The sequence below is a fragment of the Pseudovibrio sp. W74 genome (genome assembly GCF_001623085.1).
Lineage (GTDB): Bacteria > Pseudomonadota > Alphaproteobacteria > Rhizobiales > Stappiaceae > Pseudovibrio.
This window is the reverse complement of the sequence record NZ_LMCJ01000002.1, coordinates 185,426-212,402: the sequence shown is the minus strand read 5'-3', so window position 1 is coordinate 212,402 and position 26,977 is coordinate 185,426. Positions and strand designations below refer to the sequence as shown.

Below are 26,977 nucleotides of genomic sequence, written 5' to 3'. Positions count from 1 at the left end.
CAGGTCGGGCAAGCGAAGTTGCAGCCTTGCAGAAACAGGACAAGCCGGTTGCCCGGCCCATCCACGCAAGAGAACTTTAAAACCTTACTGACTGTAGCGAGGGGCAAGTTCATGGCTCATCACCCGTGGTGCGCGCTCCAGTATTTTACCGGTCTCAGCCGCTTCTGCACCCAGCACAGTTGTGTTGATGCGAGACCCACCGCATTCTTTGAACTTCGCAATGTCTGACAAGCGCACCATGTAACCGGTGATGCGCACCAGATCATTGTTGGAGACGTTGGCGGAAAACTCTCGGAAGCCCAGTTGGAACGCACCTTTCACGAGCTGCTCCAGCGCGGCTGGATTGTTCTCGATGGTTTCATCCAGTGTCAGAATCTCCGAGACACCGGATGGATAGAACGCATGGTGCTCTGCCAATGCCTGAACGTGCGTGACAGGATCGGGCTCACTGCCGTAAGGGATACGAACACCTGGCGTACAGCCATCGTCATCGCTGAGACCTGCTTGCGAATGCAGCATCGCCTTGCCTTGCCAACAGTTTTCCATTGAGCGTGCTTCAACAGCCTCGAAAAGCACTTTAGAGATGCGATGGCCAAGCTGGTTGGCGGTCTCATCATGTCCGTACTTGCCGGAGCGGCCATCCTTGGCCTGCAACTCATCCACGCACTGCGCCATGGCAAAGATGCCGTACATGGCGGTGAAGCGGTCTTTACGGATCCAGCCTTCCTTCACAAGGAAGCTTTCAAAGAAGCCGGATTTGTTGAAGAGATGGTCAATCCGCGCTTCTGTCAGGCGGAAGTTAAGGGTAATGTATTTCGGTAGAACATTCTCGAAGAAGTCTGCCGTGTCTTTAGAGCGACGCGCTACTTCTCGCAGGTTGATGCGGGTCAGAGTAGACGCGCCACCGCATAGAGGCAGCACGTTGTAACAACTGGCGACACCATAGCCGTAGTCATCAAACAGAGGCTGATGCAGCGGATTGTTCGCGATGTGGGGTTTGGAGCATTCGATAATGCTTTCGCAAGCCTGTGAGAAAATCGCATCAGAGCTGACATCTGGATCCCAGATAAACGTCAGGTTGGGTGCAATCTGCTTCAGCTCTGCATCAATGCGCATGATGGTACGGGCAACGCGGTTGTCGGTTGGCCCCACATTGGCATGCATGAAGGCATCTGGCAGCACGCGGTCCAGATAGCGCCAGAACAGCTTCAGCTTTTTGTAAAGCTCTTCATCGCTGACCTCATCGCAATACGGCAGCAACAGATTGTCGAGGCGACCAATGAACACCGGCATGTTGGTGACAGACGGCACGTGATGATAAGCAATCATGAGGGAGTTGATAGCTTCATCCAAGGTGGTTGCCGGTTCCAACTCAAGGAAGGTACTCCCCTTTTCCAGAACCACGGAGTAGTCGGGCATCACATAGCGCGGCTTGAACGGCGCATGCCCCTCATACATGTCGCAGATGACACGCTCTTCCAGTGCCTTGGCGGTTTCTTCATCAAGCTCAGGATAAGGCAGAGAGTTTTCCGCCTCCAGTGAGAGATAACGTGCCTTTTGCGTAAAGGAGAGGGCTGGGTCTTCCGTAATGCCCTTAAACCGTTTGAGAAGCTCCGACATGGGTTCGTTCCTTTTTGCTCTTTGGAACAAATCTTAAACCCGAGAGACAGGCGAGGAATTGAACTACCGCAATTTCCGATTGGAAAAGAGGGATGGTGCACAGGGCTATTGTTTCTGCAAAGTGTTTATTGCAGAAGTTCGGTTTGAGGTCTCCTTTGCATTAGGTGCGGTTCTGCTGCAAACTGGCTGAGTTCGTTGGTAAATAAGGCGGGGAATATGTCAAAGGATATTAGTTTGTGAATTTTAAGAGCTGCAAAACTGCGTTGTTTAAGGAGTATCTAGCGGGAGCCCAACTCCGCAGCATTGGACGTTTGAGAGATATCGTAAACGAAGAAGAGATCGATAACTTTCTAAGGATTGAAACTGATAAGGGAGTGATCAACCTTTATGCTCTGGGTGTTAATCCAATAACGAATAGCGATGAGGATTATTTGAAGTTCGATCACTTCAACTTATTCTCTCTCTATGATGGCCTCGCTGTTATCGACACAATTACTCTCACAGGCGAATACATGAATGATATCGAAGCCTGTTTTGAAACTGATGGGGAAGTACTTGTAGGCTTAGGCTTTTCGGCTGCGAATACACTTTATCAAGCTGTGTTCGCCTATGACGAAATACTAATGATCACAGACCCGAGAGCTTCACTCATTGAAAATGTCGTCGCACAGCTACAGCACTTGCCTCTGTCGAAACTGGACCTGATTTTTGTTGCTTAGATTGGCCAAGGCAGTTGACTTGATGCGAGAAAAACCCAGCCTCATCGAAGCCGGGTTTTGTATACTTGCGTGCTGATAGCGCGTATTATGCGGTTTCAGAGGCTGGCTTTGGGTCTAGGTCGCTTGCGTCGTGGCGTTCTGGGACTTGCTGGTCCTCATCACCCCATGTGCGGTTTACGCGTTTGCCGCGTTTCACGGCAGGGCGCTCTGCGATTTCTTCTGCCCAACGCTTGACGTTTTTGTAATCGTCAACGGAGAGGAATTCGGCTGCGCTGTAGAGCGAACCAAGCACCAGCGCGCCGTACCATGGGAAGATCGCGATGTCTGCGATGGAGTACTCATCACTAGCCATAAAGCGGCGCTCGGCCAGATTGCGGTCCAAAACGTCGAGCTGGCGTTTTGCTTCCATGGCAAAACGGTTGATCGGGTATTCAAACTTCTCTGGCGCATAAGCGTAGAAATGACCGAAACCACCACCCAGATATGGGGCAGACCCCATTTGCCAGAACAGCCAGTTCATGGCTTCTGTGCGTGCTGCCGGATCTTTCGGAAGGAAGGCGCCGAACTTTTCTGCCAGATACAGCAGGATAGAGCCAGATTCGAATACACGGGTTGGTGTCTCGGTGCTGTGATCAACCAGTGCCGGGATTTTGGAGTTAGGGTTTGCGCCAACAAAACCGCTGGAGAACTGGTCGCCTTCACCAATCTTGATCAGCCATGCATCATACTCAGCTTCGCTGAAACCTGCTGCCAGAAGTTCTTCCAGCATAATGGTGACTTTCACACCATTTGGCGTTGCCAGCGAGTAAAGCTGCAGCGGATGCTTGCCCACCTGCAGGTCTTTGTCATGAGTAGAACCAGCAATAGGACGGTTGATGTTTGCGAACTGGCCGCCGTTTTCCTGTTCCCACACCCAAACCTTTGGTGGGGTATATTCTTGTTTATCACTCATAAAATTGTGGCTCCGTATTGATTATGTGCAAATGGGAACGAGCAGTTTTTCGGGCTGCCTTTTTCATCTCAACAGATGGGTGAATCCTTAGTGAAATCAAGTGTGCAATCAAAAACAAGATCTTGGACATCACTCCTGAACGCTTAGTCCATCTCGAAAGTTCCCTGTGTGCCAGATTAAAATTTGCTTTTTACAAAGCAGCTCCCGGAATATTGTTCGTCAATGACACTACGCTCAGAGATTCCTTTTTTCATTGCTGGACTGATCAAATGACTGTGATACCAACACTCGAAACAGAAAGATTGCGCTTAAGGCCGATGACAATTGAAGATTGGCCTGCCTATGAGCAGTTGATGCAATCCGAGCGTTCGCAGTTTATGGGCGGCCCAACACCCAAGCATGTGACCTGGGGTATCTTTAGTCATGATATTGCGCATTGGGTCTTGTTTGGTCACGGTGCTTTGATGATTGACGATAAGACCACGGGCAAAACCGTTGGTCAGGTGGGCCTTAATCACGGGCCGCTTTTTCCAGAGCACGAGTTGGGCTGGTTCCTCTATGAGGGTTTTGAAGGACACGGATATGCATTGGAAGCGGCTCAAACCATGCGTAAATGGGCCTTTGATAGGTTGGGTTTAAAAACGCTCGTCAGCTACATCGACCCTAAAAATGATCGCTCCCGGAAGCTGGCTGAACGGATGGGAGCTGTGATCGATCCTGATGCACAACGTCATGATCCGGTCGATCTTGTCTACCGTCATCCGTCCTCCTGAACTTTTTGAGGTGTAGAGTTTGGTTTTTTCTCATCACCACGTCACATCTGAGAGAGCTGTCTCGTCGACCCTGTGAACGCAACAAAACAATCACTGGAGATGACGATGAACGTACACACCACCATCAATCACTACGAGAGCGGTGCGCAGATCATGACAGCCCTGCAGGGCGTGGAAGCAACCATCGCTGCGACTGGGTTTGACGAAAAACTGCATCACCTCATTCTGCTGCGGGCTTCCCAGATCAATGGCTGCGGGTTTTGTGTGAAGATGCATACCCGCGACGCTCGCAAAGCTGGTGAAACCAACGAGCGTCTGGACCACCTCATCATCTGGCGCCATTGCGATGACTTTTCGGAAAAAGAGAAGCTGGCATTTGAATGGACCGAAGCACTGACTGAACTCAACAAGGAAGATCAGTTGTCACGTCTTCGCCAGGAGTTGAAAAAGCACTACAGCGATCAGGAAATTTCCACCCTGACGGCGATGATTGGTATGATCAACCTTTGGAACCGGATTGCGATATCGAACCATTGATGAAGAACTCAGACAAATCACTTCGTGTATTTGAACAGGCCAGACCCATGTTGATGGGGCTGGCTTATCGTTTACTGGGCACAACGGCCGAGGCTGAAGATGTGGTGCAGGAAACCTATCTCAGCTGGTCAGCTGCCGCACAAGACGACATTGCCAACCCTGATGCCTGGCTAACAACGGTTTGCACCCGCAAAGCACTCGATCAACTCAAATCTGCCCGTAAAAAACGCGAAAATTACGTTGGTATGTGGTTGCCTGAGCCGCTTCACACCACCACACAGGACACGCCGGAAGACAGAGTGGAGCTTTCCGAAAGTCTCACAATGGCATTCCTATTGGTGATGGAACGCCTTGCTCCAAAAGAGCGGGCTGCGTTTTTGCTGCACGAGGTGTTTTCCTCCAGCTATGAAGACGTTGCAGATATATTGGAGGTTACTCCGGCCAGTTGCCGCAAGCTGGTCTCAAGGGCAAAGACTAATATTCAGCAGAAATCTCAACGCTTTGTCGCTCCGCCAGAAAAACAGCAGGCGATGGTGAGTGTATTCCAAAGCGCGCTGGAAACCGGAGAAACAGCTGAGCTCTCCAAGCTTCTGGCAGCTGATGTTGCGCTTATTTCCGACGGCGGCGGCAAGGTCAATGCCGTTCCAAAACCACTTGTTGGTCTGGAGCAAGTGCTTGGCTTTATCGAAAAGGCGATCTCCCCAGCCGCGAACAGTGGCAAAGCTTGGGTTGAAGAACTCAACTCCTGCCTGTCTCTCGTCACAGTTGACGGAAGCGGGATCACGACGACTTTCACCTTTGGCTATGATGATAACATGAAAGTCGACGCGATTTATGCGCAGCGAAACCCGGACAAGCTCGCTGCCTTCCATTAAGCACTTACAGTCCAATCAAAGGCATAGCTTGCAATGTGACAAAGAACCTCCCAAACTATCCTTTGATGTTTGGGAGGGGAACTCATGTCTGTTGAGATGATATTAGCGCTTGTGATTGCGACGACTGCTCTGGTGGCTATTCCAGGCCCCAACGTTGCGCTCATCGCAGCCAATACCATCAGCCATGGATTCCGCTTTGGAGCAGCTACGGTACTGGGAACAACACTTGGCGTTGCCATCCAGCTCAGCATTGTGGTGCTTGGGTTTTCTGCCCTGCTGGCACTCGTTGCAGATGCCTTTTTATGGGTGAAATGGGTTGGTGCCGCCTATCTGATCTATCTCGGCATCAAATCCTGGCGAGAGCGGACGGATATGTTGGAAAACGCTGAAGCCAGTAACACCCCTTTGCGCAAGCTGTTCTGGCAGGGCATGTTGCTTGCGATGATCAACCCGAAAACACTGGTGTTCAGCGCTGCTTTCCTCCCTCAGTTCGTTGGAGATCAAAGCACGAGTTACTCTCTTGCTCAGCCAGCGTTGATCTACCTTCTCGTTATTCTAGGTGGAGATCTGTGTTGGGCGGCTCTGGCTCGTTCTGCAACACCGTTCTTCAAGCGCATAGGTCATTTGCGACATAAACTCACCGGTACGCTCTTCATTGGTTCTGGCATTGGTCTCGCTCTGGCGCGTATTGAGCGATAGCTTCAGACTTTTCTGCCTATGGGAATGATCTCGCGTGAGGTTGCGTGGTAAGGTTCACCTGTCCACTCACCCAGCCATGTTTGAGCACATAAGCCAGCTTCTTCAAGGAGCTGGTCGACTTTGTCGTGTGCCGTATATTTAATCTCAGAAGGTGCGCTGAAAATCTCACCAGTCTCAAGCTGCCTGTAAGCATTGATGAAACTGAGCGTTTGAGTGGTCTCGTCATATTCTGAAATGTTCCAGCTCTCAATTGCACCTAGGGCAGGGTGCTGCGTCTGGCTCAGTGTTTCTTCTTTGCGACGCGTCTTCTGGCCCGGAAAATTCGGGTTGCGGGTATCAAAGACAAACAGGCCTTTGGGGCTTAGATGCGCTGCGATCATTTTCAGAGCTGCAAGCTGGTCCTCTTCCGTCAGGAAAAACTGAAAGGAATGTCCAGTCAGGCAGATCAGGTCAAACGTCTCTCCCAGATCAAATGAACGGGCATCCGCCTGTACCCAGCGAACTTGTTCTCCATTGGGGCGCTTGCGTGCAATCTCCAGCATCGCTTCAGCCGGGTCCAGACCAACCACACGGCGACCCTCAGCCAGCTGAACGGTAAGCTCTCCCGTGCCGCACCCCAGGTCGAAGACAGAGCGTGCCTCGCGGGCAAGCACTTTGCAATATGTGTGATCCGCGCGATCTCGTGGTGTCAGCTCATAAAATTGTGCCAGATCGGGATCAGTAAAAATTGTGCGATGAGTCATTTGAAAATTGCATCCTTGGTCAATTCTTGCAGCATAGAACGTCAAAGCCTTTTGGACAATTCCGCGCTTTGCTTGCTAAAACCGAGGAAGACGTGGCTGTTCAGAGCCTCGGGTTCGCACTAGTCTTGTCTGGATGAATCAGTCCCGGCACGCTCACATTGAGATGCGGGAGAACGTCTGTTGAAACAGTGAAAGGCAGTCTCATGGCAAACCCGCTTTATGATCGTTTATTTGGGATCCATGCGTCCAAAGCCAAGCCGTTCCTGTTTCTTCAAGATAGAACTTCTATCTCATATGCGCAGTTTTTGGCGACAACCGCGCAGCTGGCGCATACGTTGGTTGCGAATGGCTTGAAACCGGGCGACCGAGTTGCTGCACAGGTTAAAAAATCACCGGAGGCTTTGGCTCTTTATGCCGCCTGTGTGCAGGCAGGCCTCATCTTCCTGCCATTGAATACGGCCTACACCAGTGATGAACTCTCTTACTTTCTCGACAATAGCGGAGCATCTCTTCTTGCCTGTGATGGCGCAAAGGCAGAGTCATTGCAGCCCTTAGCTGATCAACTAGGTGTCCTCCTCAAAACCTTGAATGGAGACGGTTCCGGGTCTTTGATGGCAGAAGCCAAGGCGCATCCAACTGCTTTTGAGACTGTAGAACGAGATCTGCAGGATTTGGCAGCGTTTCTTTACACATCAGGCACAACAGGCCGCTCCAAAGGCGCGATGCTGACACAAGACAATCTGTTGTCCAATGCAGATGTTCTGGTTGATTACTGGCGCTTCACAAAAGATGATGTTCTGCTACATGCGCTGCCGATCTTTCATACGCATGGCCTGTTTGTAGCAACCAATGTCATCCTCGCGGTTGGTGGCTCTATGATCTTCCTGCCAAAGTTCAATCAGGATGCCATCGTGCAGTTTCTGCCGCAGGCCACTTCCATGATGGGTGTGCCAACGTTCTATACCCGTTTGTTGGGTGATGAGCGTTTTACCAAGGAGCTGGCAGAGCATATGCGCCTGTTCACCTCCGGCAGTGCGCCATTACTGGCAGAAACTCATCGCCAGTTTGAAGAGTGTACGGGACACCGCATTTTAGAACGTTACGGCATGACTGAGACCAACATGAGCACATCGAACCCGTACGATGGGGAGCGACGCGCAGGCACTGTAGGCTTTCCGCTTCCCGGCGTTGAACTCAAGATCACCAATCCTGAAACGGGTGCTGAACTGCACCAGGACAGCATCGGCGTCATTGAAGTTCGTGGTCGCAACGTGTTCAAAGGCTACTGGCAGATGCCGGAGAAGACAGCCGCCGAACTACGAGAAGATGGTTTCTTTATCACCGGTGATATGGGGAAGGTGGATATAGATGGTTATGTTCACATTGTTGGACGCAACAAAGACCTCATCATTTCAGGCGGCTTCAATATCTACCCAAAAGAGATTGAACTCCTGTTGGATGAACAACCGGGTGTTCATGAAAGTGCGGTGATCGGCATCCCCCACGCTGACTTCGGTGAAGCCCCGCTTGGATTAATTGTTGCCGAAAAGGGTGAGACCCCTGACCTCGAGCAGATCATGACCACCGTCAAAAAACACCTCGCCCGCTTCAAACACCCCCAAAAACTCCTAATCATCAACGAACTCCCCCGCAACACCATGGGCAAAGTCCAAAAAAACATCCTGCGTGATAAGTATGGTGAAGCTGGTTAGGTAGTTGGAGTTATCTCGCGAAAGGCCTGCGAACTTCGTAGTTTCAACCTTGGCTTACTATGGTGTCTTACACAACGAGTAGCCTCAAAACTAAAGTTTTGAAGGAGCTTGTTGATCGATGTTACGCAGTTGATATGAATGTTCTGTCGTATGTGCGCGTATTCTGAATTCGCTAACCATTTTTGGAGGGCATAAAAGACAGATTAAATAACGGAGGAAACATTCTTAATGTTGAACATTCTGCTTTTTTTCGAGCATTTTAAGGATGCGGGAGAAACGGGAGAATGACTGGGTTGCTGCGAAGGCAAAGCCCTTCCAGCCAGCGAAAATAAAGCGTCGCACGAACAGGTACTTGAACATTTCAACCGGCAGCTCGGTCACCAACCGAAGGCGTAACAACCAAACAGGCTTTTGCTTCTGTGTTTCTGCCGCAAGCTCAGAGGTGTAGTTCAACTTGCTCAACGCATGAGCCCAGGTGCGGAACGAGTAATGGTACTGGCGATTATGCAGAGTTCCCATCTTGTAGCCGTCATCAAGCTGCATCCGATCGTAGGATGGGTCAAGTTTTATACGAGCATGCTTAAGGTTATAAAGGCGGGGAACTTTTCTGAAATCAGCAAAGAGGCGCGGTTTACTGTCGCCAGGAAGAACCATAGTGTTGCGGACCAGATAACAGGCACACTCCGGTTCTCCAGCCGCAAACATCTGTGTCAATTCTTGTCGCAGCTCAGGTGTTACAACTTCATCCGCGTCAATATAAAACACCCAGTCAAAGCTGCACTGCGTCTCTCCAAAGCTTCGCTGTGGTCCGAACCCTTTCCAAGGGTTGTAAACCACCTTTGCGCCATGAGATTTTGCAATGGCCACAGTGTCATCAGTGGAACCTGAATCGATTACGATGATTTCTTGCCCAAGTTCTTTGACGCTTTCCAGTGTTCTTCCAATTCGGTCAGCTTCATTAAAGCAACGAATTAGGATAGAAATCGGTGGCAATACCTGTGACATCTGCGGGGCCATATTTACTAGTTACGCTTCAGCTGTAATTAAGGGTTCACGTGGATTTAATCAAGCCTGCTGCATAAGGTATGAGTGCGGCAAAAAAAGGAAACGAGACTTGAAACAAGTAAATACAGCGCTCGGAGCCGACAAAGATGTCACTTCTTGTATCACCAGTTGTGGGCGGCTTGATTTGTTATCGCGCACACTGGACAGTTTCATGCCAGCCCATCAAGGGGATTTTGCCAAGTCTATAATTATTGATGATGCAAACACACAGGAAGTCCAAGAGTGGGTGGCTTCCAATTATCCTGAAACGGAAGTTCTACTTAACCAACCTCAACTTGGGCAAATGAAGTCTATTGATAAAATGTATGCCCACGTCAATACACCATTCATATTTCACGGTGAAGACGATTGGTTGTTTGAGAGGGGGAGTACTGTTCAGACTTGTAAGAAAATTATGGATGCAGAGCCAAAAGTCAGCGTTGTTTGTGTTCGCAAACTTAGTGACTTACAGCAACGGTTTCAGGACAACTGCATTAAGAAAGAAATTGACGGCGTACAATACGCTCTCATGCCGACTGATATCCATCCTGAGTGGTTGAGTTTCTCATTTAATCCGGGGCTTGTAAGAAAGAGCTTGTGGGATAAATACGGACCTTATGACCAGTATGGAACGGAAGAGCGCATTTCTATGGTCATGAAGAAAGATGGCTGGATGGTTGCTTTCCTTAATCCTGGTGCATGCCATCATATTGGCGGTGAAGCTCATGTTGATGATCCTTTCCAACCAAAACGCGCGAACACCATTGCCTCGCGCTTAAAACGTTCAATTCGCAAACGTTGGTATCGGTTTCTGCGCAAATTTGGGTATGACGTATAAAAATGCGTTTTAAGAAGTAACAGGTGAAGTTCACGGTTTCTGACTTTCTGGGTCGAGTGACACAACCTGTGCAAATGATTTCCTCATTTATACTCGCTTCATCAAATCAATCTTCTCTAAGCTTATTTTCAAGACGCGATCATATCGCGTTTCTTTGCGGATCACTTTGTAGCCTAGATGGGTGTAAAGCTGGTGAGCTCTGGTGTTTTGGGCGGTGACTGTGATGAGGGCGGTGGTATAGCCAGCGTTTTGGATTTCTGCTTCTAGGGCCATGAGCAAAGTTGTGGCGACGCCTTTGCCTTCAAAGAGGGGATAGACCCAGAGATCGGTGATGCGGTTATCGTTGAACTCTCTTGCTGCAAAGCCAGCAATGTTATCACCGAGTTGAGCAACTAAAATATGCTCAATGCAGGCATGAACGAAGGACTGGAAGGGGTTGTTGGCTTCCACCTCCTCTATTGAGCAAGCGGGGAGGAGAGGTTTTATACCTTTTCGCCAAGCATCCAGTCCGATTGCAGCCAACAGATCAACCTCTGTGGCTTTGGCTGGGCGTATGGTGATGGCTAGTGAAGATTGTTGAGTAAGTTCCATGATAAACGGTGAGTGGATCTTGGGCTTGCTTATTTTGTGCGTTTGAAGCTTTGGAAGCCTTTGCAGGCTGGTGGGCTTGGGGCGTTGGGTTGGCTGAGTTCGCTACAGGTCTTTTTTGTGACTGAGGATACGCAGGCAATCGCCTTTCTTTTCTGGGTGTTCGTTGTCGCCGCACTGGTGAAATCTGCTTTGATCAGCGCACAGGCCTGATTGACGCTGTTGTTGATGGCGGTTGCTGTCGGGGTTTGTTTTGAAGACGCGTTGATGCCCATTTGCTGGAATGCGCAGGTTTTTAGTTTCTCGCACATATTGGCAATGGCAGAGTTAAGATTGGCGTTCATCCCGGCGGAGGTGAGGCTGGATGAGGCAATGAGAAGTAAAACTGCCAGGCTGAGGCATTTCATGGGACACTCAGATTTGCATTGGTCACATAAGCATTGTGAGTTGCTGACATGACCAATACAAGCACCAAGATCTGTGGGCTTTACCTTCAGCGTTCGAACATCTTTGTGCTTCTATTGCTCTGAAATTCTGCCCTGCTTGACCGTCCTTGCAAGTCAGTTCGATCACCCTATTTCAGGATAGAAACCTTACCGCGCAGAATATCGAAGAACATCACAAAGTCACCAAGCAGGCTGTAGAATGGAAACTTGAACGTGGCTGGTTTGTTCTTTTCAAAGAAGAAATGCCCAATCCACGCAAAGCCGTAGCCAACGACAGGAACTGCGAGCAGTAAAGTCCAAAGACCGAACGTGATGATGTAAGTGAGAAGTGTGAGCACCAGCGCTGTTCCGATAAAATGCAATCGGCGGCTGACGACATTCCCATGTTCTGCCAGATAAAATGGATAGAATTCTTTGAAACTGCCAAATTGCTGGTTATGGCTATTGTTAGCTTCACTCATTGCATTATCCCCCCTTGATTTGCCGGTAGTACGTTAGCATTACTCCGGCTTGACGCGTGATGAACAGTCTTGCGCGTTCTCCCAATCCTGCCCCTTTTTCCGGAAGAAGCATAGACCTGACCAAATTGCGCATGGCGCGGGCGTGTTCGCGATAGCGCTGTGTTGGGTTCAAGTCCTTCGCGCGCTTCTCCACGCTGATGCTCGTATGGTTTTGCCCGCGCACCAGGAGCGCGGATTGGTTATCGGCACGCACATTGCTCTTTGCAGCCACATACCGGATTGCAAAGCCAATGCGGCGATCATTGGTGGTGTTTGCATCAGACCCATGCACCAGTTTGAAATGATGCAGCGACATCTCACCGGGCTTCAGTTCCATATAGATCTGGTTTTCCGGTTCCAGCTCTTCCTCTGGGATTTCTTGACCACGGGTGAGGAGATTATCTTTAGCGTAGGTGTTGACTTGCGTGCGGATGGTTTTGTGACTGCCCGGCTCCACCTTCATGACGCCTGATTGAGCCGTGGCCGGACTTAATGCGACCCAAGCGGTGACCACATCATCGGCATCCACCCCCCAGTAAGCAGCGTCCTGATGCATGGAAACGTAGGATTTGCTGCCTGCTTCCTTGGTGAACAGGTTGGTCATCAGACATAGGATATCCGGGCCGATCAGTTGCTCGACTGCATCAAGAATAACGGGATGATGGACGAGTTCATCTGCCCAGTTATACAGAAGGTACGACTTGTTGCACTGTGCTTTGTCCATGTGATGTCCTTGAAGCTTCTCAATAGCCTCAAGTTCTGCGCGCATACGGATGGCATCGTCTTTTTCGAGCACTTTGATTGGGCACAGGAAGCCATCCTTCTGGTAGGCTCCTGTGTCTATTGAGTTGGCGGTATCTATCAGTGTCATGCTGAAACCATCCTTGAAATGAGCGTTGCGAAGGTTGCCACAAGACCGATTGAGGCTGCGCCAAGTAAAATTGAAAGAGCAGGTATGCGTTCGCGTGTTCCCGTTTGTGGATCGAGCCGTGTAAACAGCATTGCGTAAAGATTGCCAGACATGAATGCCCAGGCACAAAGCATAAGAGCGACACCCACTGCGCTTTCAAAAATCAAAGCAGAAAAGATGAGTAAGCCGCATGCGAGATAGTCATCGATAGATAGCGGCCAATATTTATCGGTTTTTATCAAAATGAGTGTTTCGCCGACAATGAGTATAACGGCGAGAACCACTGCATAAATTGGCAGATAAGTTTGAAACTCCCCCAAAGTTCTCCCTCCTGAATATATGGAAACAACGTTACCGAGTTTTGTTGATGTGTCAAGTTAATTGATCTTGATCAAATCTGGAGTGTTTTTCGGTACATGTTCAAACAAGGCGGCTAGGAGACACTAAAAAAACGGATACAATGGTGAAAATTGGGGGAGTCAATCGGAATGACCGTGGATGTAGACCGCAGAACAATAAAGCCGGAAGCACTTGAAACACTTCGCAGAACCATTCTGGAGATCTTCTCCTCCGGGATGTATCAGGATGTGGGGATACGGCAGATCTGCCAGCAGGCGCGGGTGAGTCCACAAACAGTCTACAAGTACTTTGGCAATAAAGAAGAGATGCTCTACGCATGCATCAAAGGGGATCTTGAAAACCTCTATGCAGAAGCAATGCAAGCAGCGCGTGCTGCTGATAACACGGTCGATAAATGCCTCGTTTTCCTGGATATCTGGTGCGAGTTTTATTTCGCCAATCCAAGCATAGCGCGCATTGTATTTCTGAACATCCCGCAAGCTTATTGGTTAGGGCAAACCCAGTTCACACACGTCGCATTGCATGATGAAACCACCCGTACAATAGCACATGGCCAGAGCGAAGGTTTAGTCTGGGATGAGGCGTCTGCCGAATTGTTGGGGCAGGCGATTATGGGTATGGCGCATAGGCTGCTGACCCGCTGGCTCATGACGGACAATGCGGACAGCGCGGAAACGAAACACGCGCTGGCGAAGAGCATCAGAAAGCTGTTGCAGCCTTAAAATGTGGAGCAGGGGGCTAGTCCAGTTCAATATCTGAAGCATGGGCAATCAGCCGTTTAAGGCTGTGCATGCCTTCATCGACTGATTTTTGAGCCTGAATCGCTTTGCCGTTTTCAATATGGCTTGCTGCGTTGTTGAAGTGGCTTTTCACGTTCTCCGCTTCTTTTTCATAGGCGTCAAAGCTTTGTTTGGCGTCTTCGTCTGACTGGCTTATGAGCTTAAGGTCCTTGTGGCGATCAAGCCAGGATTTGGCATCGCCTTGCAGCTGAACAAGTTGCCTCTCAACCCACTCAACCTGTTCTTTTGCCTTATGGGTCAGGCTGTAAAGCTGGAAGCGGATTTTCCGGAGTGGCAGAACCTTTTCTTCGGCGTCTTCAACCTTGCCAGAAATCAGATCTGATTGAGCTGATGTAAGCAATGTCTTCAGTGACTTGCATTCAGCTTCATACTGGTGAGCATTCGGCAAGCTGGCTTTGATGAAGGGAAGCCGTTCATAGGCTTGTTCTAATGCACGGCGCAGGTTTTGTATCTTTTTGTGCGTTGGAATTGGTTTGCCTTTTTCGATGGGTTCGTCCGTTTGGTCATCTGCCGCAGTCGCATTGCTAAACCATAGCTGTTGCATCTGAAACAAGGCGCCTTCGTTGTCGTGCAAAATGGCTGTCGCACCCTGATAATCACCACGGCCTAAAGCCTGCTGTCCTTTTGGCGTCGCAGCAGCAACCTTCTCAAAAGAAGCTGTAAACTGTGTAAGTTTATCGGGAGTGTGTTCCAGTTCTGATGAGCGTTTGTTTAAGGCGGTGGCATCGGCAAGGGTTTTGTCCAACCGCTGTTGCGCATCTTCCCGGTTCCTATCAATCTGCTCCTTGGCGTCATCATAGGCTTTGACGAAGGCTTCCTTCTTGCCTGCAATCTTACCCAACATGAACTTCAGGCCTGGATAGCTGTGATCTGCAATCGCCTTTTGCATGCGCAGGAGTGGCAGATTTGCGATGCGGTGAGCCTTGTCGAAGTCAGCCGTATCAACGCCCCATTGCGTTAACTCATCGCGGTGCTTGTAAGTGTCTTCAACGGTGTTTTGGTAGGCCTCAACAACAGGCATCTCCTTGGCAATCATCGCATCCGCGTGCTTGCATCCCTGCTGCAGAACCTTCTTTCCTTCACCGATATGATACTGAACTTTATCCAGCAATGTTTTGAGTAGGCTGATGGTTCCGGCATCTGGGCGCTGCTGGCCGGAAAAGTTCTTATTGAACTGTTTGAAAGTGTTGCTGATCTTCTCAACTTGCACCTTGAATGCCTCGATATGCTCCTTGGTGACCAGCTGCTTGCGAGCCTGCGCATCCAGCTTCTGGGCGTTCGTGGCCAATGTCTGATACCTGTTGGAGAGCTGAGTGATCTCGGCCTTGAACTGTTCTGCCGCTTGCGCTGCTTGCTGCTGATGTGCAGCCGGGCTGTCTTTGGAAACCAGCACGCGTGCTCGCCGCGTTGCAGGCCGTCCCGGATTCACTTCATTGGGACGATTGCTGTGTTCGGTAGTATCCGAATGCCTCTCGTCCAGCTGCACCTCATCCACATTCTTTAAATTCAAGTGCTTAAGGACCTGCTCAGTCCATTTTTCCTGCTCGGGGGTGAGGTCTGACTTCGGCATCGAGATGCTCCAATCGAATGCACATATTTTTGGTTCTTGCTTACCTATAAGACCAAAATACTGAGCAATCTTAAGGGAGATGACTTGAAAATCATCGTTGAGTTAATCGAAGATTGAAGGGGGTAAAATATTTTTTAGCAAATTGCAGGGAAGAGAGGAGAGGCGCGCGCTGAGCTTCGGAGTGCCCGCAAATGTGATGGTCGTCACAGAACTGTGGCTCGCGCACATAATTTACAGCTTGCGTCTGGTATGTACACTCACTGGTTCCTAGTTTAAGCAGCGAGAAACGGGCAAGGCGAGCAGGCTAGGTTCTTCAAACTCGCAACTAAGAGATTGCAAAAAAGAATGATTAAGAAGATCGCGGGTGGCGTGCTGGGTGTTGTGGTAATCGGTGTTGGTGCGATTTACGCCAGCGCCTATACGAACATGGGGCAAAAGCCGAATGATGAGCACAAAGCGCAGCTGACGCAATCCAACCAATGGGGTGAGGATAGTTTTGCAAACGAGCTGCCGATGGTGCGTGGCCCGCTAAGTGAGATTTTCCGTCAGTTTGTTCTGGAGCCGACCGACCACAACAGGCCGCAGCAAGACATTCCTGTCGAGACGATTGGTGACCGCCTCAACAAACCACCGGAATCCGGCGCTCGCGTTACATGGTTCGGACATTCCACGCTTTTGGTTGAGATGGATGAAACGCGTATTCTGATCGATCCGGTTTGGAGCAAACGCGCTTCGCCTTTGCCATGGGCAGGCGTTGAGCGCTTCTATGATCCCGTAATTGCATTGGAAGAACTCCCTGAGCTTGATGCCGTTGTGATCTCTCATGACCATTATGACCACCTGGATATGGAAACGGTTCAGAGACTGGCTCAACAGCAGGTTCAATGGATCGTTCCACTCGGAGTTGGGTCTCATCTGGAATATTGGGGTGTTTCCAAGTCCAGCATTACTGAACTCGACTGGTGGCAATCAATGCAAATTGAGGAGACGACGGTTACAGCCACCCCGTCACGACATAGGTCAGGCCGCTCCGTCACCTTTAGTGATGTGAATGCAACTCTTTGGGCTGGTTGGGCCTTTAATGGGCCAGAGCATTCAGTGTACTACTCCGGCGATACTGGCATGCATGATCGTTTTGAGGAGATTGGCGACCGCCTTGGTCCGTTTGATCTGACCGTGATTGAAACAGGGGCTTACAATCCGCTCTGGAAAGACACCCATTTAGGACCAGAGCAGGCCGTTTTGGTGCACAAATTGGTAAAGGGCAAAACAATACTCCCGGTCCATTGGGGTCTGTTTGATCTATCTTCTCACAACTGGACCGAGCCTGTTGAGCGCGTCAAGGTTGCCGCAGAAAAGTACGGCGTGGATTTAGCCATTCCGCTGCCGGGTGGTTCTGTTGAACCGGGACAGGTTATCTCTACAAAAGCCTGGTGGCCAAAAGTGCCTTGGAATAACGCCGAGGAACGCCCGATCTGGGCAACGCAGGTGGAAGACGCGGTAAAGCGCGCCAAGGAGATGAAGGACACTCCCCCTCATGGCGTTGCAACACCTTCCAGCTAACGAGTGGACGACAGGGAGAGCCGTTGAACTCAGCTCTCCTTCACATCTTTAATAAACCGCGAGGACGCGTCCTGGCCCGCCGGTTCCACCTTTGAACTTTGGGGCACCAGCGATGATTGTTGCCCCTGCCAACGGTACCTGATCCAGATTGGTCAGGTTCTCGATGCCATAGCGCCCAGACCCCAGCCACAGATAGTGCACGGGAAAGTCTTTTGTTGGCCCGTAATCGATGGAGAGCGTGTCCACACCAAGTCCGTAAACACTGCGCTCGTTGATTAAGAACTGCGCCGTATCCTCATGGAAACCGGGGAAGTGCAGAACACCCTTGTCGTCTTCCCCACGGTATTTATCGGTGCCCACATATTGCGGCCAGCCAGAAAGCATTGCGACACAGGCTCTGTCCGGAATACGCCCATGTTGCTGCTCGTACTGCAGAATATCTTCCGGTATGACACGGTAATCGGGATTATCCGCCGCTTGATCACGCACATCAATCACGGCTAACGGACAGACGAACTTCTCGACCGGAATTTCATCAATTGACTGCCCGTCCTTGCTGAAATGGATCGGAGCATCGAAATGAGTTCCCACATGTTCGTGATAGTGGAGAGTCTTCAGGTTCAACCCATCCTTGGCAAAGGTATATTCGTAGCTCTCTTCAAATGCAGGACCACCCTCAAACGTCGGGAAATCAGGTGTCAGTGTCTGGGTGAGGTCAATCACGTTTGAAAACGAAACACTCTCCGGTAGAACATTTGCCGTCGCCGCCAAAGCAGATGCACTCAGCACAGCCCCGCCCGCAACCGAGGCAACTGCCCCACACATAAACCCTCTCCGGGACAACCGCTCCCTCACCATCCGCACAACACACGCATCACACATATCCGTTCCTCTGTGGTTCAGCTGAAAAGCGTATGTGAGAAGGGTTAAGGAGGGTTGAGCAGCGTTGGCATGAGGAAAAAGCACTTACCTTTAACTTTGCAACACTGACACAAAAAAGCAGCACTCGCCGGGCGGGGAGTGCTGCTTTTGGTGGTGGGTGCCCCTGAAGGTTCGGGAGGAGGGTAAACCTTCAAAGGCACCTTATGTCTCTGTCAGTTAAATCTGAGCAGAGAGATCCTTGGCGAGTTTGGTGTACTTTTCGCCAACGATGAGGTGGAGTGCTTTGTCTCCCGCTTTCATGACCTGAATGCCAGCCTGTGACAGCTCTGGCATGGACACGCCGGCGATATCGCGCAGTTCCACGCGTACGCGGGTATTTGCAACAGCTTCAACAGCTACCACGTTATCCTTGCCGCCAAGCTGACCAAAGATGGCTGCTGCATCAAGGCTTTGCTCGGCAGCAGGTTGTGCAGAGGCACCGCCGCCTTGCAGGTAGATCTCCATATCGGTCTTCAGGTTCTCCGAAGCCGTTCCGAAAATGGCCTGAGCACCATTACCAACGCGGATCACACCTCGAGCACCGAGGGCTTTCAACGCAGCATCATCAACCTTGGAGACATCAGCGGTGCTGACACGCAGACGGGTGATACATGCATCCAGATTGGTGATGTTGTCTGCGCCGCCGAAGGCTTTCACAAGCGCTGCGGACATTGCATCTTCATCGCCGCTGGCAACAGCTGCGGAGGCTTCAGTTGCAGCTTCGCGGCCTGGAGTTTTCAGGTTCAGGGCTACAATGAGAACACGGAATACAGCGTAGTACAGAGCTGCGTAACCCAGACCGAACACGACCAGTATCCAGCCGTTGGAGGAGAGTGGGTAAAGCAGAACGTAATCGATGAAACCATGTGAGAAGGTCATGCCGTGCTTGATGCCGAGCATGATCATCAGGGAGTAGCCAACACCTGCCAGAATGGCGTGTGCGATGTAAAGAACTGGCGCAACGAAGAGGAACGCAAATTCGATTGGTTCGGTGATACCGGTCAGGAAGGAGGTCAGCGCAGCTGAGATCATGATACCGCCAACCATGGTGCGGTTTTCAGGCTTCGCGCAGTGCCAGATTGCCAGAGCAGCAGCAGGCAGACCCCACATTTTGAAGAGGTAGCCACCAGCCATGTTACCAGCAGTTGGGTCACCAGCAAGGTAACGCTGGATTTCGCCGGTCACGGCCTGACCTGTTGCCGGATCAATGTAGGAGCCAGCTTCAAAGAAGAATGGAACGTTCCAGATGTGGTGCAGGCCGAATGGGATCAACGCACGCTCGATCACACCGTAGATGAAGAACGCAACTTCCGGGTTTTCTTCCGCTGCCCAACGGGAGAACGCGTTGATGGCACCACCGATTGGAGGCCATACGAATGACAGGATAACACCGAGGAAAATACAGGCAAACGCGGTGATGATCGGCACAAATCGCTTACCCGCGAAGAAACCTAGATAATCCGGTAACTTGATGCGGTAGAACTTGTTGAACATGAACGCAGCCAGCGCGCCCACGAGGATGCCGCCGAACACGCCTGTATCAATGGAGGTGATCCCGAGGATCGGCTTGGTTTCGATCGCAAGTGTCTCAGCAACAACGCCCATTGTTGCAAGAAGAACACCGTAACCAACCACGGCTGCAAGGCCGGCAACACCGTCGTTTTTGGCGAAGCCGAGTGCAACGGCAACTGCGAAGATGATTGGCAGGTTACCGAAAATCGAGCCACCAGCCTGAGCCATCAGGTGGTTGATGAATTCCGGAATGAACGGCAGGTCAGCTGCGCCGACGCCGAGAAGGATACCAGCAGCTGGAAGAACCGACACTGGCAGCATCAGGGACTTACCAACCTTCTGTAAGGCTCCAAATGCGTTTGAGAATGTACTCATTGTTTTTCCCCCAGAGTTGCATGGTGTGCGAGCACGCCATGCCCCCTGATTTTGTTAGGTATTCCCGACTGGAACACCAACTCCCACATTTACTCCTGCATCACTGCTGTGATTTGAGGAGATCTTTCACGTCACTGGTATCCGCGCAGTCTAAAGCTGCTTGCGCGAGCTTGCGGGACTCCTCCATGGATACAGTGCGAACTGTGTGTTTCACTTCCGGCAAAGCAGGTACGCTGACGGAAAGTTCTTTGATGCCGAGGCCGATCAAGATCGGGACGGCTTCAATCTGACTGGCAAGACCACCGCAGACGCCAACCCATTTGCCTGCATCTTCTGCGGCGCGAACGGTGAGTTCGATCATGCGCAGAACGGCTGGGTGCAGCGCATCCGCACGGGATGCGAGGCCCGGATGGCCACGGTCGATGGCCATGACGTACTGGGTGAGGTCGTTGGTGCCGATGGAGAAGAAGTCCACTTCCTGTGCCAGCTTGTCAGCCATGAGGGCGGCAGACGGCACCTCGATCATGATGCCGACTTCAACGTGCTCAACACCAAGGTTCTTCTGCTCTTCACGCACCAGCGTGTTGACAGCACGCAGCTCGTCCAATGCACTGATCATTGGGTACATGATGCGTGCATGACCCTTGTGTGCCTGAGAAAGAATGGCGCGGACCTGTCGGCGCAGGATGCTTGGACGCTCGATGCCTATACGCACACCGCGAACACCGAGGAACGGGTTTTCTTCATGCGGCATAGGCATGTAAGGCAAAGGCTTGTCGCCGCCCACGTCCAGAGTGCGGATGATGACAGGGCGTTCCTTGCCCATAACCTCAAGAATTGCGCCAACTTTTTCGGCCTGTTCTTCTTCTGTCGGCTCGTTGAGGCGCTCCATGTAGAGGAACTCGGACCGCAGCAGACCAACAGCTTCAGCACCAGCTGCAACAGCCTTTTCAGCATCTTCTACGCTGCCGATGTTGGCTGCAATTTCCACCCGAAAACCGTCTTTGGTGATGGCTGGTTTATGCGCATCGCGCTGGTATTCTTCGGCTTGTTTAGCTGCGTTTTCGATCTTCTTGGTGAAGGCAGCTTGCTCGGCGTCAGTCGGAGAAACTTTGATTTTACCGCGCTTTGCATCCAGAAGAAGGACAGTGCCGTCTTCCAGGTCCTTCATGGCGTCTTCGACATTGACGAGGTAAGGCAAGTCGTTAGAGCGGGCGATGATGGCCGCGTGAGAAGAAGACCCGCCATGGGTGGTACACAGACCGACGATCTTGGTGAGGTCCAGAGCAACGATCTCGGAAGGTGTAACGTCTTCCTGAAGAAGGATGGTGCCTTCCTCTAAAATTTCACCACCGTCATCAACGCCAAGCAGTTTCTTCAAAACGCGCAGGCCGATGTCGCGGACGTCAACGGCGCGGCCAGCGAGCAGCGGGTCGTCCATTTTGGCTAGGGTTTCAGCCTGAGCTTCGTAAGCCAGCTTCCAGCTCCAGGCTGCGCCTTGGCCCTTGGCGATATCTGCCAGTGGCTTTTCGGAGAGTTCCGGATCGGAGAGCAGCTCGATGTGGGCGTTGAAGACCTCGGCCAGCTCTTCCTGACTGTTGTTGTTCAGGCGGTCGATGATGCTTTGCAGGTCTGCGATGGAAGATTTGACGGAGGCTTTGAACGCGGCACGCTCTTCAGCAGGGCCAATGCTTTCGCGAGTGACTTCCGGTAGAGCCTTGTTGTGTTTGACCAATTTGCCGATAGCGCGGCCCGGAGAGGCGGTGAAGCCGATGAGAACGCCATCTTCGCCGGACTTGACCTGAAGCAGAGGTGCTTCCTCGATCACGTCTTCCTGCGGAGCCTCGGAGAAGCTGGTGATTTCTTCGCCAAGACCAGCTTTCACAGCAGCGATAACATCTGCCACAACTTGCTGTGCGTCTGGTCCGACTGCTTCGATCTCCAGCTCGTCAGCCAGCTTTGTTTTCAATGACATAATGCCGGTGACAGAAGAGCCGCTGCAGGTCTTGCCGTTGACGGTAAAGGTGACTTTCGCATTTGCCTTGCGCACTTCAACAGCCAAACGGGCGGCTGGACGGGCGTGGAGGCCGGTGGCGTTGGGGATCTTGATGGAGCCGATGATGGCAGGACCAGTTGGCTCAGTGGCAGTTTCCTGCGCCAGAGCAGTGGTGCCTTGAGGATCGTTGCTGCTTGGAACAGTGAAGACGACCTGATTGAGGTCTGTCTGAACGGTGCCGAGAGGAGCGAGGGTCGTGATTTCCTGACCGCTGGTGATGACGATAGCGGATTGAACGGAAACACATTCGCGGGCGATGAGGTCGGCATCGAAGGTGATGAGGGGTTGACCTTGCTCGACCTGATCTCCCTCAGCGACGTGCAATTCGAAGCCGCGGCCTTTCAGGGCGACGGTGTCGAGGCCGATATGCATCAGCAGTTCAACGTCGCCTTGCTGCAACGTAACTGCATGATGTGAATTATGAATTTGAGTAATCTTGCCAGCGAACGGGGCGTAAAGAACATTGTCTGTCGGGTCGATGGAAACGCCATCACCCATCATCTTTTCGGCAAACACCGGATCGGGCAGGTCGGTGACAGCCTGAACAATGCCCTTCAAAGGCAAATTGATGGAAAATTTGTTTTTTGGATCCTTCACCGTTTTATCTCCCGATTATATTAGGTGAATGCGCGCCTTCTTAAGCTTCGGCTAAGTCTTGAAGAGACAAGAGGCGATTTTTACGCGAGGATCATTTGCGTAAGGCCGCACAACAATACGTAAAAAGACTAGTGTTACGGGGTGTTACGAATTGTTACAAAGGGAAATATTTTTCATTACATAGAGAATGACTTACTGATGGATATCAGTGCTAATCGATTTGATGTATAGATAAGATTAACTCGAATTATATACTAATATACATCATGCAATTACATGCAGTCGGAAGCGTCCTCCCATACATTTGCAACAATGCTGTAACAACAGCTTGATACATTACAGAGCCGCCAATCCGGGCTGTTTCATCCGTAATGAGGATCAGCACACGCTCCAGCTGCCCGAAATCTCAAAAACGTCCATGCCTGAAGGGAACGCGGGACCAGATTCCGCCTTGCGTTTTTATTTGCGTTGTTTTGTGAATTTTGCGTTCAAAGCGTGTTTTGGTGCGCGCTTATGTGCTGAACTGCGGGGAGAGGAACCTGCGCCAGAAAAGAGCCGCCGCAGGTCAAAATTCGATCTTCAGAGCAAGACAGTTCTGGCTTCTTTTTCGCTCAGATATGCAGCCTCAATAATCCGGATGGTCTGCATCGCGTCACGTGAGGAGACTGGGACTGCGGTGTCATTGCGAACGGCGTCCCGCATACCTGCGTAGAACCGTTCGTATCCACCTTTCTGGCTTGGTACCGGCGTACCTTCACCTGTCTCATCATAAAGCGTGCCCCAGTCGTCTTCAGCTTCAACGCCCCAGGTTGGGCTCGCAGGTCCGCCGCCAGCCTTCAGCATGTCCTCTTGCGGGTCCATGCCATAGGTGATGTAGGTGGCTTTATCTCCGCTCACCTGAAAGCGTGGACCTTGCTCTGTGCTGAGGCAGTTGCCGTGCAGGATGACATCACAGTCGTCATAGCCGAGTACGAGGTGGAAGTGATCCACCGCTGCCGCTTCTTTACGCTGAACGCGAAGTTTTGCCTGAACGGATTTTGGCGTACCAAACAAACTCAGCGCCTGATCGATGCCGTGGGCACCCAGATCATACAGGATGCCCGCACCGGGGATATCCTGCTCCCGCCAGCGGCCTTTGATGTCCGGGCGATAGCGATTGTAGTTGCACAGGTACGAGTGCACTTTACCAAGGCGACCTGTTTCCAGCAGGTCCTGAACCGTCAGGAAATCACAGTCGAAGCGTCGGTTGTGATAGACGGAGAGCTTCAGGTCTTTCTGCTCTGCAATGTCGATCAGCTCTTCCGCTTCTGCGCTGGTGATGGTGAAGGGCTTTTCAACCACCACATGCTTGCCAGCTTGCAGAGCCTTTTTAGCGTGATCGTAATGCAGCGTGTTGGGCAGGCTGAGAACGACAAGTTCAATGTCCGGCTGTGCCAACAGCTCATCAAAGGAGGTGTACGGCGTGCAGTCGGGCAACTTGCTTTTGACGAGGTCTGGCTTGCTGGACACAACGGCGGCAAGGTCGATGCCTTCAACAAAGGTCAGCAGGGGTGCGTGGAAGCTTTGGCCGGAAACACCAAAGCCCACGAGAGCCGTTTTAACAGGCTGAACAGAACTCATATTACGCATCACTCGCTGGAAAATTCTTCTGCACGTTGTCGAGGTCAAGAACGGTTGGCAGGGAGGCCTCGTTGCCGAGGAACTGAATGGCGTGGGCAGAAGCTGCGCGCGCTGTTTTGAAGTGATCTTCCCAAGAGCCTTTTGGGTCTGCCAGATATGCATAGACATAGGCACCGTGGAAAGTATCACCCGCACCGTTGGTGTCGATGACCCGTTCTTTTGGTACCTTCAAAGCGGCTTGGCGCTTGATCGGGCACTTGTCTTCGTACCACAGCAGACCTTTTTCACCCTGAGTGACACCACCGACCTTCACGCCTTTAGCACGCAAATATTCCAGTGTGTCTTCCGGTGATTTGCCAAGCTGCTCACAGAACAACTCAGAAACGATCGCCACATCAATGTAGTCGAGCAGTTCCTCGGTGTTCTCGCGAACGGCACCACCATCCAGAGATGTCAGGATGCCGTGTTTGCGGCAAAGTTTGGCGTAGTGCAAAGCGGCATGAGGGATGTGACCGTCTACGTGCAGCGCCTGACAGCCAGCCAGATTAAGCTCAGGAACCGGATGCAGGAAGTCATTGTCGCGACAACGCACGATGGCGCGTTTGCCGTCTTTTGGCATGATGAAGGACAAAGAACTTTCCTTCACTTTGCAGCTGTGGATCGGAATGGAGTATTTCGCGGCCATATCGCGGAACATGCGAGACAGCCAGTCATCTGCCATGGAGCACAGCAGGTCAGGTGAGATGCCCAGTTTTGCGCAGACGAAAGCCGCGGTGACGGCGTTGCCGCCAAAGCTGACAGCGTAATCCTGCGCAATTGCCTTCTCATCACCTTCCGGCATGGTCTCTGACAAAAAGGTCACGTCGATGTAGGACTGGCCAATAAATAGCGCTTTCATCCTGTACTCCATTAAAGTCCGGGTCACACTGCGCAAATGCAGCGATGGTACCTTCCGCTTTTAACGACGGATTTCTAAATGATGTCCTAGAGCACGTCGCGTTCATTTGCATTCACGCATCCGGCTCTAGATATTTATTTTGAAGCGTATTCTTATCCGAAAACCGGGAACCACTTTTCGGAAATACGCTCTAGGGAAATCATGAAAGTGTCTGGCTCGCAAACCTGATGTATCAACTTGTTACATTACAGGTTGTTTTTGCGGGTCTTTCCCCAAAATGGCGCGGAGGGTAGGGGGAATTGCGTACAACAATATTCCCTTATAATTCGCGGGGTAGTTTCACAAAAATGCAGAACCTGCCTTCAGCCGTTTCGCCAAGGCTGATCTCTCCGCCATGGGCGTTGATGATCTGTTTGACGATGGAAAGGCCGAGGCCAACACTGGAAGAACGAGTGCGTTCTACGCTGTCATTGCGAAAGAAGGGTTCAAACACCTTTTCGTGCAGATGGTCCGGAATGCCGGGACCGGGATCACTGATGGAAACAAGCAGCTGATCATTCTCAAGGTTTTGCATCTCAACAATGGCCGCACCACCATATTTGAGCGCATTATCAATGAGATTGCTGAAGGCACGGCGCAAAGCGGTTGGCTGGCCGCTCATGACTGCGCGGCCCTCAACCTCCAACTCAACTTCGCCGCCGCCACCAAAAATATTGCGGCTTTGGTCCGTCAGCTTATGGCGCTGGGGGACGAAGACAACATCGTTGCCCGTGTCCATATAGTCATCACAAAGAGATTGCAGCAGCGCTGCGAGGGAGAGGTGCTGAGGCTCTTCCAGCAAGGCGTTGAACCGGAGGAAATCAAGGGAGGCTGCGATGAGGCGGGTCATCTCTTCCACATCATGCAGCATGCGATTGCGCAGGGTGGTGGATTCGATCTGTTCCAGCCGCAGGCGTAGACGGGTGGCAGGGGTGCGCAAATCATGACTGATGGAGGCCAGCATGCGCTTTTGCTCTTCCAGCAACTGCGCGCGGGCTTCCTGCTCTCGTACCAGCGTATCCTGAAGGGCAACGGCTTCCTCGGTGTCCCACGGTTTCAGCTCGGCACGTTCATACTTTGCGAGGGACCGGAACGGAGCGGCGGTGTAGTGAATGAGGCTGCGGGCCAGCACAAACACCAGAGTGATGCAAAGCGCGGCGATGATGAACAGCACTGGCTCCGTCATCCGGTCCTGCCAGAGCTTCGGGAATGTGATCAGGCGGTTGCCTTGCTGGTTTGGAAGCGTCAGATAGAGCTGAACAGCCTTGTCCTGCCGTGTGACGGCTTGAGCAAAAGCGCCCAGCTTATCAAGTTGATAGGCTGGATTGAGTTGGTCGTCCGAGATCAAATCTGCTCGAGGCAAAGCACCGGTAAACACCAGTTTGGCTGCGAGCTTGAGACCATCGTTATTGAAGGTCAAAGGAAGAGAAGAGACATCACCTGAAAGCACTGGTTTGCCAGCTTCAACAACCTGCAGATACTTACCCGCAAAAGGAGCGGGTGCAGTGCCGCGCATGTATTGGCTCAGTTCCGCACCGGCCTCAAAAGAGTTCGCCAGTGCTAACTCGCGCGTGTTGTAGGCGTTGAGCGTGAGCCCCAAAACCACGAAGACCGAGAGCACGGCGGTGATGAGAACCACAACCATACGGCGTTCAAGGGATCTGGGCAGGAGACTCAGGATCAGTCCTGACATGGCCACGCTCTTTTCAG

25 protein-coding genes are annotated in these 26,977 nt (G+C 51.5%); 9 read left to right on the top strand and 16 right to left on the bottom strand.

Translation table 11 applies throughout. From position 1 onward, the window contains the following. Positions 1-84: 84 nt before the first annotated feature. Positions 85-1,620: a YjjI family glycine radical enzyme gene (locus PsW74_RS01725; protein ID WP_063287472.1), complete on the bottom strand. Its 1,536-nt coding sequence runs from the start codon at positions 1,618-1,620 to the stop codon at positions 85-87. 236 nt (positions 1,621-1,856) lie between these two features. On the opposite strand from PsW74_RS01725, the gene PsW74_RS01720 reads away from it, so the two are divergent. After that, on the top strand, positions 1,857-2,339 hold the full coding sequence (locus PsW74_RS01720; protein ID WP_063287473.1) for a hypothetical protein: 483 nt from the start codon (positions 1,857-1,859) through the stop codon (positions 2,337-2,339). Between the two features lie 85 nt (positions 2,340-2,424). Here the strand turns inward: PsW74_RS01720 and yghU are convergent, their stop codons facing one another. Further along, positions 2,425-3,291: a glutathione-dependent disulfide-bond oxidoreductase gene (yghU, locus tag PsW74_RS01715; RefSeq protein WP_063287474.1), complete on the bottom strand. Its 867-nt coding sequence runs from the start codon at positions 3,289-3,291 to the stop codon at positions 2,425-2,427. 269 nt (positions 3,292-3,560) lie between these two features. On the opposite strand from yghU, the gene PsW74_RS01710 reads away from it, so the two are divergent. From PsW74_RS01710 to PsW74_RS01695, 4 genes are all read left to right on the top strand, one after another. Then, a complete protein-coding gene (locus PsW74_RS01710) occupies positions 3,561-4,064 on the top strand; it encodes a GNAT family N-acetyltransferase (RefSeq protein WP_082830445.1) in 504 nt (167 codons plus the stop codon). 105 nt (positions 4,065-4,169) lie between these two features. After that, positions 4,170-4,601 (top strand): carboxymuconolactone decarboxylase family protein, encoded by a 432-nt coding sequence (locus PsW74_RS01705; RefSeq protein ID WP_063287713.1) that lies wholly within the window; start codon positions 4,170-4,172, stop codon positions 4,599-4,601. Then, a complete protein-coding gene (sigJ, locus tag PsW74_RS01700) occupies positions 4,601-5,476 on the top strand; it encodes an RNA polymerase sigma factor SigJ (protein WP_063287476.1) in 876 nt (291 codons plus the stop codon). Before PsW74_RS01705 ends, sigJ begins: the two co-directional genes overlap by 1 nt. 84 nt (positions 5,477-5,560) lie before the next feature. After that, positions 5,561-6,175: a LysE family translocator gene (locus PsW74_RS01695; protein WP_063287477.1), complete on the top strand. Its 615-nt coding sequence runs from the start codon at positions 5,561-5,563 to the stop codon at positions 6,173-6,175. A 2-nt stretch (positions 6,176-6,177) separates the two neighbouring features. On the opposite strand, the gene PsW74_RS01690 is transcribed toward PsW74_RS01695, so the two are convergent. After that, positions 6,178-6,918: a class I SAM-dependent methyltransferase gene (locus PsW74_RS01690; RefSeq protein WP_063287478.1), complete on the bottom strand. Its 741-nt coding sequence runs from the start codon at positions 6,916-6,918 to the stop codon at positions 6,178-6,180. A 203-nt stretch (positions 6,919-7,121) separates the two neighbouring features. Between PsW74_RS01690 and PsW74_RS01685 the strand changes: the two genes are divergently transcribed. Continuing rightward, a complete protein-coding gene (locus PsW74_RS01685; RefSeq protein ID WP_063287479.1) occupies positions 7,122-8,630 on the top strand; it encodes a malonyl-CoA synthase in 1,509 nt (502 codons plus the stop codon). A 225-nt stretch (positions 8,631-8,855) separates the two neighbouring features. Here the strand turns inward: PsW74_RS01685 and PsW74_RS01680 are convergent, their stop codons facing one another. Then, a complete protein-coding gene (locus tag PsW74_RS01680; RefSeq protein ID WP_063287714.1) occupies positions 8,856-9,635 on the bottom strand; it encodes a glycosyltransferase family 2 protein in 780 nt (259 codons plus the stop codon). Between the two features lie 109 nt (positions 9,636-9,744). Here PsW74_RS01680 and PsW74_RS01675 point away from each other — a divergent pair, with 109 nt between their 5' ends. Further along, entirely contained in the window at positions 9,745-10,512 is a 768-nt protein-coding gene (locus PsW74_RS01675; RefSeq protein WP_063287480.1) for a hypothetical protein, read from the top strand. Positions 10,513-10,599: 87 nt separating this feature from the next. Here the strand turns inward: PsW74_RS01675 and PsW74_RS01670 are convergent, their stop codons facing one another. From PsW74_RS01670 to PsW74_RS01650, 5 genes are all read right to left on the bottom strand, one after another. Further along, positions 10,600-11,103, bottom strand: a complete 504-nt coding sequence (locus tag PsW74_RS01670) for a GNAT family N-acetyltransferase (protein ID WP_063287481.1) — start codon at positions 11,101-11,103, stop codon at positions 10,600-10,602. Between the two features lie 29 nt (positions 11,104-11,132). Next, positions 11,133-11,507, bottom strand: a complete 375-nt coding sequence (locus PsW74_RS01665) for a hypothetical protein (protein ID WP_063287482.1) — start codon at positions 11,505-11,507, stop codon at positions 11,133-11,135. Between the two features lie 167 nt (positions 11,508-11,674). After that, the gene (locus PsW74_RS01660) at positions 11,675-12,007 is read right to left on the bottom strand and encodes a DUF962 domain-containing protein (protein WP_063287483.1); all 333 of its coding nucleotides are present in this window, start codon (positions 12,005-12,007) and stop codon (positions 11,675-11,677) included. A gap of 4 nt (positions 12,008-12,011) precedes the next feature. After that, positions 12,012-12,917 (bottom strand): phytanoyl-CoA dioxygenase family protein, encoded by a 906-nt coding sequence (locus PsW74_RS01655; RefSeq protein WP_063287484.1) that lies wholly within the window; start codon positions 12,915-12,917, stop codon positions 12,012-12,014. Next, complete coding sequence (locus PsW74_RS01650) at positions 12,914-13,276, bottom strand: hypothetical protein (RefSeq protein WP_063287485.1); 363 nt, start codon at positions 13,274-13,276, stop codon at positions 12,914-12,916. The genes PsW74_RS01655 and PsW74_RS01650 overlap by 4 nt, the downstream gene beginning before the upstream one ends. A gap of 168 nt (positions 13,277-13,444) precedes the next feature. Between PsW74_RS01650 and PsW74_RS01645 the strand changes: the two genes are divergently transcribed. Next, complete coding sequence (locus PsW74_RS01645) at positions 13,445-14,038, top strand: TetR/AcrR family transcriptional regulator (protein WP_063287486.1); 594 nt, start codon at positions 13,445-13,447, stop codon at positions 14,036-14,038. 16 nt (positions 14,039-14,054) lie between these two features. On the opposite strand, the gene PsW74_RS01640 is transcribed toward PsW74_RS01645, so the two are convergent. Beyond that, positions 14,055-15,686, bottom strand: a complete 1,632-nt coding sequence (locus PsW74_RS01640; RefSeq protein WP_063287487.1) for a hypothetical protein — start codon at positions 15,684-15,686, stop codon at positions 14,055-14,057. Between the two features lie 345 nt (positions 15,687-16,031). On the opposite strand from PsW74_RS01640, the gene PsW74_RS01635 reads away from it, so the two are divergent. After that, positions 16,032-17,249 carry an MBL fold metallo-hydrolase gene (locus PsW74_RS01635; RefSeq protein ID WP_063287488.1) on the top strand — a complete coding sequence of 406 codons (1,218 nt, stop codon included), beginning with the start codon at positions 16,032-16,034 and terminating at the stop codon, positions 17,247-17,249. 48 nt (positions 17,250-17,297) lie between these two features. On the opposite strand, the gene PsW74_RS01630 is transcribed toward PsW74_RS01635, so the two are convergent. The 6 genes from PsW74_RS01630 to PsW74_RS01605 form a co-directional block, all read right to left on the bottom strand. After that, complete coding sequence (locus tag PsW74_RS01630) at positions 17,298-18,074, bottom strand: cyclase family protein (RefSeq protein ID WP_208987782.1); 777 nt, start codon at positions 18,072-18,074, stop codon at positions 17,298-17,300. A gap of 273 nt (positions 18,075-18,347) precedes the next feature. After that, entirely contained in the window at positions 18,348-20,057 is a 1,710-nt protein-coding gene (gene ptsG, locus PsW74_RS01625; protein ID WP_063287489.1) for a PTS glucose transporter subunit IIBC, read from the bottom strand. Positions 20,058-20,157: 100 nt separating this feature from the next. Further along, complete coding sequence (gene ptsP / locus PsW74_RS01620; RefSeq protein WP_063287490.1) at positions 20,158-22,710, bottom strand: phosphoenolpyruvate--protein phosphotransferase; 2,553 nt, start codon at positions 22,708-22,710, stop codon at positions 20,158-20,160. Positions 22,711-23,289: 579 nt separating this feature from the next. Beyond that, on the bottom strand, positions 23,290-24,330 hold the full coding sequence (locus PsW74_RS01615) for an oxidoreductase (protein ID WP_063287491.1): 1,041 nt from the start codon (positions 24,328-24,330) through the stop codon (positions 23,290-23,292). 1 nt (position 24,331) lies between these two features. Next, complete coding sequence (locus PsW74_RS01610; protein WP_057464591.1) at positions 24,332-25,228, bottom strand: sugar kinase; 897 nt, start codon at positions 25,226-25,228, stop codon at positions 24,332-24,334. 319 nt (positions 25,229-25,547) lie between these two features. After that, positions 25,548-26,960, bottom strand: coding sequence for an ATP-binding protein (locus tag PsW74_RS01605; protein ID WP_063287492.1), 1,413 nt, complete (start codon positions 26,958-26,960; stop codon positions 25,548-25,550). Positions 26,961-26,977: the final 17 nt, after the last annotated feature.

Bases quoted from the DNA above. Each gene is read 5' to 3' on its own strand.
- sigJ (WP_063287476.1), top strand. From the start codon at position 4,601: ATGAAGAACTCAGACAAATCACTTCGTGTATTTGAACAGGCCAGACCC.
- PsW74_RS01705 (WP_063287713.1), top strand. From the start codon at position 4,170: ATGAACGTACACACCACCATCAATCACTACGAGAGCGGTGCGCAGATC.
- PsW74_RS01670 (WP_063287481.1), bottom strand. From the start codon at position 11,103: ATGGAACTTACTCAACAATCTTCACTAGCCATCACCATACGCCCAGCC.
- PsW74_RS01610 (WP_057464591.1), bottom strand. From the start codon at position 25,228: ATGAAAGCGCTATTTATTGGCCAGTCCTACATCGACGTGACCTTTTTG.
- PsW74_RS01685 (WP_063287479.1), top strand. From the start codon at position 7,122: ATGGCAAACCCGCTTTATGATCGTTTATTTGGGATCCATGCGTCCAAA.
- PsW74_RS01640 (WP_063287487.1), bottom strand. From the start codon at position 15,686: ATGCCGAAGTCAGACCTCACCCCCGAGCAGGAAAAATGGACTGAGCAG.
- PsW74_RS01605 (WP_063287492.1), bottom strand. From the start codon at position 26,960: ATGTCAGGACTGATCCTGAGTCTCCTGCCCAGATCCCTTGAACGCCGT.
- PsW74_RS01655 (WP_063287484.1), bottom strand. From the start codon at position 12,917: ATGACACTGATAGATACCGCCAACTCAATAGACACAGGAGCCTACCAG.
- PsW74_RS01680 (WP_063287714.1), bottom strand. From the start codon at position 9,635: ATGTCACAGGTATTGCCACCGATTTCTATCCTAATTCGTTGCTTTAAT.
- PsW74_RS01615 (WP_063287491.1), bottom strand. From the start codon at position 24,330: ATGAGTTCTGTTCAGCCTGTTAAAACGGCTCTCGTGGGCTTTGGTGTT.
- PsW74_RS01630 (WP_208987782.1), bottom strand. From the start codon at position 18,074: ATGTGTGGGGCAGTTGCCTCGGTTGCGGGCGGGGCTGTGCTGAGTGCA.
- PsW74_RS01695 (WP_063287477.1), top strand. From the start codon at position 5,561: ATGTCTGTTGAGATGATATTAGCGCTTGTGATTGCGACGACTGCTCTG.
- yghU (WP_063287474.1), bottom strand. From the start codon at position 3,291: ATGAGTGATAAACAAGAATATACCCCACCAAAGGTTTGGGTGTGGGAA.
- PsW74_RS01690 (WP_063287478.1), bottom strand. From the start codon at position 6,918: ATGACTCATCGCACAATTTTTACTGATCCCGATCTGGCACAATTTTAT.
- PsW74_RS01645 (WP_063287486.1), top strand. From the start codon at position 13,445: ATGACCGTGGATGTAGACCGCAGAACAATAAAGCCGGAAGCACTTGAA.
- PsW74_RS01710 (WP_082830445.1), top strand. From the start codon at position 3,561: ATGACTGTGATACCAACACTCGAAACAGAAAGATTGCGCTTAAGGCCG.
- PsW74_RS01725 (WP_063287472.1), bottom strand. From the start codon at position 1,620: ATGTCGGAGCTTCTCAAACGGTTTAAGGGCATTACGGAAGACCCAGCC.
- PsW74_RS01635 (WP_063287488.1), top strand. From the start codon at position 16,032: ATGATTAAGAAGATCGCGGGTGGCGTGCTGGGTGTTGTGGTAATCGGT.
- PsW74_RS01665 (WP_063287482.1), bottom strand. From the start codon at position 11,507: ATGAAATGCCTCAGCCTGGCAGTTTTACTTCTCATTGCCTCATCCAGC.
- PsW74_RS01660 (WP_063287483.1), bottom strand. From the start codon at position 12,007: ATGAGTGAAGCTAACAATAGCCATAACCAGCAATTTGGCAGTTTCAAA.
- ptsG (WP_063287489.1), bottom strand. From the start codon at position 20,057: ATGAGTACATTCTCAAACGCATTTGGAGCCTTACAGAAGGTTGGTAAG.